This window comes from Phocaeicola sp. RTP21198st1_B8_RTP21198_201120 (genome assembly GCF_040929485.1).
Classification (GTDB): Bacteria; Bacteroidota; Bacteroidia; order Bacteroidales; family Bacteroidaceae; genus Phocaeicola; species Phocaeicola dorei.
Genome location: NZ_JBCOCI010000369.1, coordinates 695 through 1,330 on the forward strand (window position 1 = coordinate 695; position 636 = coordinate 1,330).

A 636-nucleotide genomic window follows, 5' to 3' on the forward strand; every position below is an offset into this window, starting at 1 on the left:
GGTCGATAGTGATGGGGAGCAAATAGCCTGCATCAATTTCAAGGTCAGTAAGACCGGAGAAGTCGATAGTGACAGGTTTGGAGCTGACTTCACCTTGCGGGATAACAGTCTGACCTGCCGACAGTTTGTAATGCTTGGCATCAAGCATGGTATAGTTAGCACCAAGGCGGGCGTTATAAGTATTCACCAGCGAGGCGTCTACTTTAATACCGACATTGATATCCTCGCCTGCAGGACGTGCCAACAAAGCGGAAATTTCCTTTTGTCCCGTCTCTATGGTACGGTTAAAAGTAAAGTTGGACACGTCCTTTAGCTTGGCTGCATCCAAATAGACGACATTATCGAAAGGGGAGGCATTGCTATAGTCTTTATTATCACAGCCGATGGCACATAACAACAGGGCCGTAGTTATGATAGCCGGTGAAATGATAGTAAGCATACCTCGAAGTATTTTTTTTGTTTTCATACCAGTTCGTATATTAAGTTTAATCAAAAACATAAATCACTTATGTGCCCTATTTATATAGCCGTCCGAACACAAAAAAGACGGCAAATTTACATACCGAAATTACCGTCTGATATACTATTAAAGCTTTTACTATACAATACACTGCTAAGCATGGCTACACCCAACTC

1 protein-coding gene is annotated in these 636 nt (G+C 42.3%); it reads right to left on the bottom strand.

Annotated features, from left to right (window positions below; all coding sequences use genetic code 11):
- A partial coding sequence (locus AB5935_RS26400) for a DUF1735 domain-containing protein (RefSeq protein WP_410525555.1) occupies positions 1–466 on the bottom strand: 466 nt, incomplete at its 3' end.
- Positions 467–636 lie beyond the last annotated feature (170 nt).